This window comes from Polaromonas sp. P4_F4 (genome assembly GCF_056401355.1).
Genome location: NZ_JBFUJO010000053.1, coordinates 1 through 8,526, shown reverse-complemented (window position 1 = coordinate 8,526; position 8,526 = coordinate 1). Strand labels below are relative to the sequence as shown.

4 protein-coding genes are annotated in these 8,526 nt (G+C 56.8%); 1 reads left to right on the top strand and 3 read right to left on the bottom strand.

The annotated features are described in order from the left end of the window. Positions 1–96: 96 nt before the first annotated feature. Positions 97–3,084: a LamG-like jellyroll fold domain-containing protein gene (locus tag AC1DUR_RS25595; protein WP_477722373.1), complete on the bottom strand. Its 2,988-nt coding sequence runs from the start codon at positions 3,082–3,084 to the stop codon at positions 97–99. 73 nt (positions 3,085–3,157) lie between these two features. Further along, positions 3,158–7,282 (bottom strand): LamG-like jellyroll fold domain-containing protein, encoded by a 4,125-nt coding sequence (locus AC1DUR_RS25590; protein WP_477722371.1) that lies wholly within the window; start codon positions 7,280–7,282, stop codon positions 3,158–3,160. A 574-nt stretch (positions 7,283–7,856) separates the two neighbouring features. Here AC1DUR_RS25590 and gspG point away from each other — a divergent pair. Next, complete coding sequence (gene gspG, locus AC1DUR_RS25585) at positions 7,857–8,291, top strand: type II secretion system major pseudopilin GspG (RefSeq protein WP_477722372.1); 435 nt, start codon at positions 7,857–7,859, stop codon at positions 8,289–8,291. Here the strand turns inward: gspG and AC1DUR_RS25580 are convergent. Continuing rightward, positions 8,280–8,526: hypothetical protein (locus tag AC1DUR_RS25580; RefSeq protein ID WP_477722370.1), on the bottom strand; the 247-nt coding region annotated here is incomplete at its 5' end. The genes gspG and AC1DUR_RS25580 overlap by 12 nt on opposite strands.

Genomic DNA, 8,526 nt, shown 5'->3' with positions numbered 1-8,526 from the left:
GCTTGCTCATGTTGTACCCCTCCCGGGTGGTTGCAGCACCGCTTTTGTGGTTTGCGGTGTTTGTTCGATCTGTTATTGGTTTTACTTGCCCGGCACTTACTGGGCGGCGCCGCTGACCTGTTGCAGCCGGTTCAGCGCATCAAAGGAGCGGCTGATGCTGCGCTGCAGGGCGCCGGTGGGGTCGCGCACCTCTTCGGCGATGCGGTTGCCTACGTTGTCCAGGGTGTAGCTGACGGCGTTGCCGCGGGCGTCGGTCACGCCCACCAATCTGTGCGCCGCGTCGTAGCTGTAGCCCAGGCTGGTGCCGTCGGGCTGGCTGACCTGGGTGAGCTGGCCGACACCGTCGTAGGTGTAACTCGTGGTGCGCCCAACGCCCCCTGGCGCGGTGGTGGTGACGCTGGCCACCCAGCCGCGTGGGGTGTACGCGGTGTCGGTCACCACGCCCTTGGTATCGACCATCTGGCGCACCCGGCCTGCCTGGTCGTACTGCGTGAACTGGGTCACGTGACCTGCTGCGTTGGTGATCGACTGGAGATCGCCTGTCGTGTGGCCTATGTCGGCGCTGCTAAGAACCTGACCGTTATTCAGAAATTCCTGTGTTGGTGGAACAAAATTCTCGGTGTAACGCGCCTTACTCCTGGTGATACGAAACTCGTCCACATAGCCATTTAACGCCCGATTCACGCCAGCCTGTCCACCAATCACACGACCGTATGCAGCGTTGGTATAGAGCACGGAAGTTCCAAGCGCTGTCGTGACGGTGTACTTGACGCCATTGACAAAGGCAAAGATGGAACCCCCACTGCGCGTGATCGCCAGGTGGTACCACTGGCCATTGGCCAGATTGGCAACGACAGGCAGGGATTGTGTCCAGCTCGTTCCATTGGTGGACACATAGGCGCCAAAATTGCCATTCGGATCAATATAGGCCACGACCCCATCGTAATAATCGCCGTTGGGGTGCCAGATTCGGATTCCGTTGGCGTTGTTGGCGCTCTTGTACAAGAACGTTTCAATGGTGAAGTCACCTGCATCAAAAGCAAAATCAGCGTTATACGGAATGGATAGGTAGTCAACAACGCCATCAAACGCAATCGATGAACCGCCAAACCTGCTTTGCGCCGTGCTGATCTTGGCATTGCCGTTCGGCGTCACAGTCCGGTGATAAGGACTGTCGTCAACCATTGAGGTGATGCCATCCGCACCGTTGCCGTGTAACAGGACTTGCACCAAGTCGAAATCTGGGTCGTAAGTCCCGGGTACGTTGCCGGTAAATGCCGTGCTGACGTAGTAGCTGTAGCTCGTGGTCTGGTTGTTGGAATCCTTGCTAGTGAGCATTCGGCCGGCCGCATCATATGTATAAGTCGTTGTGCGGGCAGGCACTGCCGGGTCGGCTGCACCGGTGCTCAACATCGCCTGCTCCACCTGTTTGCACACGAGTGGTACCGGCCTCCCGTTCGGCAGGACAGCAGCCGTGGAGCAGTTCGCCGCCACATTGCTATTGAAGGGATCAGGCTGGCCGTGATACACGGTGCTGACCTTACGCAATGGTTCATTGACCAGGGTGGCTACTCGCCAGTCAGGATGCCAAGTGGTGGTGGTCTTGCGCGCCCCGACCGGCAACGCGGCGCCGCTACCTATCACGGAAGAGCAAGCAACACTGGTTGACAAGCCCGCCACCCGAACCGTCTCTCGATTACTGCCGTCATAGGCATAGCAGGTTCGATTTCCCGCGAAGTCATCCCTAGACAGGGCATTGCCGCTGAGATCATAGGACACACCGGATGAGGCCGCACCGCAACCACTGCCTGCGGGCTGAGAGCTTCCGGTGTCTTTCATCACACTCAGGATGTTCTGGAAGTTGAAGAGTCGGGTCACTCCAGCAGCATCAGTCAGGCTTGTGCTGTTATCCCCATAGACAAGCTGATAGTTATTAACGCCTCCCGCGTGGTATTCCCCAGTAGCACGCCCCGTGCTGTCATACATGTACGTAGCATGCCTAGACCCATTCTCATCGCTTATGCCTGTCAGCGCATTGGGCAAATTCGCGCCGCCGGTATAGGCCGCCTCGTTGTAGTGGTAGGTTTTGACCTTCGTATCTGGATAGGTGACGCTTGCCAAGTTGTTAGCCGCGTCGTAGGCGTAGTCAATCTGCTGACCGGCAGCATCGGTAACGCGTGCAATACGCTGCTGGGCGTCATAGGTTAACCGGAGTACGCGGCCTGTCGCTTCATCAATCACCTTGATAAGGCGACTGTCTACGTCATATGACAAGGATTGCTTGTGGCCACGGACATTGGTCACACTGAGCAGCCGACCGGCGAGGTCGTACCGCTCGAATAATTGGTCGGCAGTTTCGAGCCTATAGGCTATGAGGTTGCCGCCACCATCTGTCTCTCGATAAAGTCGATCAGAGACGTCTGCCTCACCAATGTAGTTAGAGCCTGAGAGCGTGAAGACAAATATCTTGCCTTCGGCGCGATGCGCGGCCACCATCGACGACTGGATGCTGAGGCGCTGAGCATAATCAGCCGACCATAGAGCGCCAAAGACAGAATTAATAGTGTTCGGGTTGCTGTTGTAGTAGCGCGCAAAGCGCATGCCACCTAGATCAACGTCAATCTCCCGCACCCACTTGTTGCCCGTTCCTATATGGATTGGATTGGGAGTTGACGGACAACTCGGTCCATTGCCCTTCGGCAGCGCGGGATCGATGCACCTGTCGTTGACCGAGGTGTCCTTGACTTTGCCCGGCGGGCAACCACATGTCAGAGTTGAGAACGGGTCAGTATGGGTAGGAACCTCGCTTTCGCCGCCCCATGGAGAGCGAATCCACGTAACTTCGCATACCAGACCGTTGTAGATAGGCCTTACTCGGGACGGAAGCGGATAGTAGCCGCAGTAATAGTGGCTACCGCCACCGCCGGCCACACACTGCGCCTCTAGCGACGCGACATAGGCGCCGGTTGCTGCGCATTGCGTGTTGAAATCACTGATGCGTGTGGGGGTGCAGACCTCTTGGCCGAATGCCGAAACGCCCAAGCACCACAAAAAGACAACTCCGAGAAATCTCTGCCCACGCATTACCGTCATCCTTCCAGATTAATTTCAAGTTCTTCGCCGCGCCTGTCGGAGCTTCGAAACAGCGTCAGCTCACTCAATTGAATGCCCCAGTGACCTGTTGCAAGCGGTTCAGCGCATCAAAGGAGCGGCTGATGGAGCGCTGCAGGGCGCCGGTAGGGTCGCGCACCTCCTCCGCGATGCGGTTGCCTACGTTGTCCAGGGTGTAGTTCACAGCGTTGCCGCGAGCGTCGGTCACGCCCACCAGCCGGTGCGCCGCGTCGTAGCTGTAGCCCAGGGTGGTGCCGTCGGGCTGGCTGACCTGGGTGAGCTGGCCGACGCCGTCGTAGGTATAGCTGGTGGTGCGCCCAACGCCCCCTGGCGCGGTGGTGGTGACGCTGGCCACCCAGCCGCGTGGCGTGTACACGGTGTCGGTCACCACGCCTTTGGCATCGATCATCTGGCGCACGCGCCCGGCCCGGTCGTACTGCGTGAACTGGGTCACATGGCCCGCCGCATTGGTGATGCTTTGCAGGTCGCCGGCCGTGTGACCGACTGCATTGGGGTCAATGATTGAGGTTCCGTCCCAAAATGCCTGCGTGGGTGGGGTGTAGTTAGCCGTATACCGCGCCACCCCCTTGGTAATGCGCACATCATCAACGTACCCGTTGAATGGACGATCAAGACCCACCCCCTGGCCTCCAATCACATGCGTATACCCCCCGTCATAGAGTACCGTTGCACCCAGGGTTGTTGTGATGACCGTGCCGACTCCGTCAACATACAGGGTCACCGTCCCGCCCGACCTCACCAGCGCCACATGCTTCCAAACGCCATTTGGAATGGCAATGCCCGTCGCGAAAGCCCAGGCGTTCCAGCTTGTTCCAGTGGATGAGCCGTAACTCACCAGGTTTCCGCTTGCGTCAATTCCGAGGTTTGCATCCGCATACAAATCGCCATCGGGATTCCATAGGCGTGATGTGTTTGCATTGTTTCCGAGCTTGTAAATCCACATCTCCAGCGTGAAGTCAGATGACCCCATGGAAAGGGATGGATTAGAAGGCACAGAAACATAATCCCGTACGCCGTCGAAATACATTGACGATCCGCCAAATTTACTTTGCGCTGTGCTGATCTTGGCGGTCCCTCCAGCCGTCACTGCTTTGGGCGCCTCGCTGCTATCTGTGAATGACGTGGATCCGTCAGTCCCATCACCGTGCAATAGCAGGCCGACGTTACTGATGCTTGGATCAGTGGCAAACACGCCTGTTGTATCGCTGTAATAAGCATAGGTACTCACCCGTCCTAACGGGTCTCGGCTGGTCAAAAGACGGCCAGCCGCGTCATAGGCAAAGAGTGATGTTTTCGTTGGAGCACTGGGATCTAAATTCGCTTGCCCCGAATACGCGGAAGTTGGCACAGAAAATGTCCCCATATACCGCGCCACCCCCTTGGTAATGCGCACATCATCAACGTACCCGTTGAATGGACGATCAAGACCCACCCCCTGGCCTCCAATCACATGCGTATACCCCCCGTCATAGAGTACCGTTGCACCCAGGGTTGTTGTGATGACCGTGCCGACTCCGTCAACATACAGGGTCACCGTCCCGCCCGACCTCACCAGCGCCACATGCTTCCAAACGCCATTTGGAATGGCAATGCCCGTCGCAAAAGCCCAGGCGTTCCAGCTTGTTCCAGTGGATGAGCCGTAACTCACCAGGTTTCCGCTTGCGTCAATTCCGAGGTTTGCGTCCGCATACAAATCGCCATCGGGATTCCATAGGCGTGATGTGTTTGCATTGTTTCCGAGCTTGTAAATCCACATCTCCAGCGTGAAGTCAGATGACCCCATGGAAAGGGATGGATTAGAGGGAACAGAAACATAATCCCGTACGCCGTCGAAATACATTGACGATCCGCCAAACTTGCTTTGCGCTGCGCTGATCTTGGCATTCCCCCCAACCGTCACCAGCTTGGGCACGGGACTGCTGTCGGTAAACGTGGTGCTTCCGTTCGTGCCATCGCCGTGCAACAGCAGGCCGACGTTACTGAAATAGGGGTCATAGAGCGCGGCAGATCCTCCACCCACATCCAACGTTGCCTGCTCTACACGTTTACAAACTACTGGCAACGGCTTGCCATTGGGCAAGTTTTGAGCGGATGTGCAACTAGCAACCGTATTGTTGTTGAATGGGTCCGCTTGCCCTTGATAAACCAGACTGGTGATTTTTCCCGGGGCCGTGACATTTATCGGAGCCCTCCAATCAGGATGCCATTGGGTAAGAGTCTTTCTGGAACCCGAGGGGAGCACAGCATTGGGCGCCAGGACTGTGGCGCAATTGGCTGTATTTGCCAGTCCCTCAATCCGCAATATTTCACGGTTGCTGCTGTCATAGGCGTAGCAGGACCGCTCCCCTTGAAAGTTGTCGTGCGACAGCAGGTTCCCATTCGAGTCATACGCCATCGCATTGTTTGCCGCGGCACAACCCGACCCGGCTGGCTGGCTTGCCCCAGTCAGCGCTGGTGAGCCGACGGCATTGATCGCAGACCAGCTCGCGTTTTGTCCTGTTGGCTGAGTCAGCGAAACCGATGTGGGCGGCTGGATTTCGTGGTACCGGTATTTTATTTTCGCCACCGAGTCCAGCACCTCGTTGATCACCATGGCCGGCGGCGAGGCGTAGCTCACGCTATAACTATCCACACCGCCCGCCTGCACAGTGGAGGTAGCCCGGCCCAGCGAGTCATACGTGAACGTCAGGAATCTGCTGGCGTTCTCGTCGATCACGCCGGTCAGAGCCCAGGGCAAAGTGGCGCTCTCGTACAGGAACTGCCGAGTCTTGCCACCCGGCCAGGTGATGGACGATAGGTTTCCACTTGCGTCATAACCCACCGCAATGGCGTTGCCGCTGGTATCGATGATCCTGGAGATGCGGCCATCCAGCACGGGGTTGGCACCTGCCGGAAGGCTGTACTCAAATTTCAGTATTCGTCCGGTGTTGGCCGTAATTTGCATCAGGTAGCCGGACTCAGGTGCTGTCACCGTGCCCGAGGTGCTGTAGGTAAACGACAATGTCTTGCCGGTCGAATCGCTGATGCTGGTGAGCTGCCCAGCCGCGTTGTAAAGCTCTACTTTTTTCTCGGCTGCGTTGGTGTAGGCGTAGCCACCGGCGACTGCCGCAATGCGGTCATTGATGTCCCCATCCGGGGTGTACACCCCGGCCTTGAGCACAAAGGTCACCATGCCGCCGTTGCCCCGATAGGCCTTGATGGCTGTCGATCCGGTGGAGATGCTTAAGTTACGGTGCAGGTTGCTCACCCACAGGCGGCCGAAGGATGGCAAATTTCCTGACGTTAAACCGCTCAGCTGTCGCGCGGTGTCATAGATCAATTGCAATGACTCCGTGCCGACGTCAAACCCGGTTTCAATGGTTTCGCGATTGACGCCAGACAGTGGATAAATAGGATGCCCAACGGGCGGATCCATTGTCTTTCGCCGACAACTCGATTGATCAGGTTTTGAAGTATTCCGGTAGACGTCTAGCTTTAAAACACACGAGTTGAGCGAAGTATTCCATTCGCTATCGGGAGCACAGGTCTGGCCCGAGACAACGGGCTTACAAGACACCAGCTCATTGAAGCCATTGAGAAGCTTGTAAACCCCCGTATATCCCGCTGGGCAGGAAGGAGTTTCAGAGCGCATGAACATCATCCCAAAGCTGCTTACAGCGTCTTTCGCCCAACCCATCACGTAGTGTCCGTTAACCACTCTTGATGGAACGTATGCCCAGCACAGGTTATCGTTCGGACTCGTCGAGCCCGTCGGCGCCCACGGTATGGGTCCGCTGTATCCAGAACCAGCCGCATTCGACCTTAATTTTCGGTCTGCGCAATTTGTGACGGCAATAACCTGGCTTTCACTCGTCAGTGGTGAGCTAAGGCCTAATTCGGCGTAGCAGGCATTGAATGCGTTATCGATGTAAAGGTATGAGCCGGTTTCAGTGCACCAGCTATAAGTCGGTGACGCATACATCGGCAAAATACAGGCCGCCTGCCCGTCCAGCGACGTTCCAGCGCAATCCGACGGCGCCGCAAAGGCGGGCGCAACGGAGCCCATGCCGCAGATGACAAAAAGGGAAATAACACACAACCGCGCCCAAAACAAGGACCGCAGTCGACTCACCCGCACCGTGCCCGATGCGAGTAGCTGCAATAAGCTCATTGATTTCCCCCCACCCCATTTTTTTCTCGCCGAGTTAGGCGAATGTGCGTCGCAGTCTAGCGGTGGGGTGCGGTTCTGTCTCCCTCTATTTGGAGGGCAGTGTAGCGTCGGAGCCACTAAGCCCACAGGTTTAATTCAGCATCGACTACAAACCCAGCCGCTGGCGGAAACAGCCTACTGCAACTCAACAACCAGCGTGCACAACGGAAAAAGAACACTAAAGATGTATCGCTTGATAAAGGGCACCCCCCAGTTAGAGGATGTCAGTCTTTCGCCATTCAAGTACAGTCCTACGCATTCATCACCGCGCAAATAATGCGCAATTGATTTGGCGACAATAGTGCGGAGACTAGGAACAGAACTTGCTGACCTCTTGGTTGGAATCAGGTAATTGACGAAGTCGTCGTTTTATCGAAAAAAAAAGAGATTCATGAGCGACAAAAAAACCAACGAACAGGCAACGAATCGTGCAACTATTGAAACCCCCAGCAGCGCAGGCATCGATAAAGAACTGACCCCGCAGGCGACGCGGATCCAAGAGAGCCACTACCACCGCCGTGCCAGGCGCACTTATTTGAAGTGTGCTGACCGCAACCGTTTACTCGGCGGTTTTACTCTGCTCGAACTGCTGGTGGTAATCGTCATCATCGGGCTGCTCACCGGCTTGGTAGCGCCACGGTTTTTCGATACGGTTGCGAAGTCCAAAGTCAAAGTAGCACGCGCCCAAATGGACGCCCTCGAAAAAGCCCTGGATCAATACCGACTGGAAGTTGGCGCCTTCCCTACCCTTGAGCAGGGCCTGGAAGCGCTCATCTCGCAGCCACCAGGCGTACCAAGATGGCAGGGCCCCTATCTCAAGAAAGGGGTGCCCCTGGATCCCTGGGGACACGCCTACATTTACAAGCTGTCTGAATTGCAACGCGACGTCGATCTCATTTCGCTGGGCTCCGACGGACAACCCGGTGGCAGCGGTGATGCCAAAGACATTGCGCTGTCGTCACCCGAATGACCGCCGCTCCTTCACCTGCGCCGCTTGGTATCGATGAGCGCAACCGCTTTTAACGTCGTTGTCATGGACCCTCGGGGCCGCGTTTCGACGCAGCAAGTCGAGGCCGCGAGTGTCGAGCAAGCCCTTCAGATGGCCAGTGGCCGTGGGCAGGTCGTTCTCCAGTGCGAGGCGGTCAAAGCCGCCGGCAACCCTCTGCTCGGGAACGCTCGAAGGCTCTTTTTCACGAAAGCGGCAA

What these genes read in the sequence shown, in the direction of transcription:
- AC1DUR_RS25595 (WP_477722373.1), bottom strand. Translation starts at nt 3,084, where the DNA reads ATGCGTGGGCAGAGATTTCTCGGAGTTGTCTTTTTGTGGTGCTTGGGC.
- AC1DUR_RS25590 (WP_477722371.1), bottom strand. Translation starts at nt 7,282, where the DNA reads ATGAGCTTATTGCAGCTACTCGCATCGGGCACGGTGCGGGTGAGTCGA.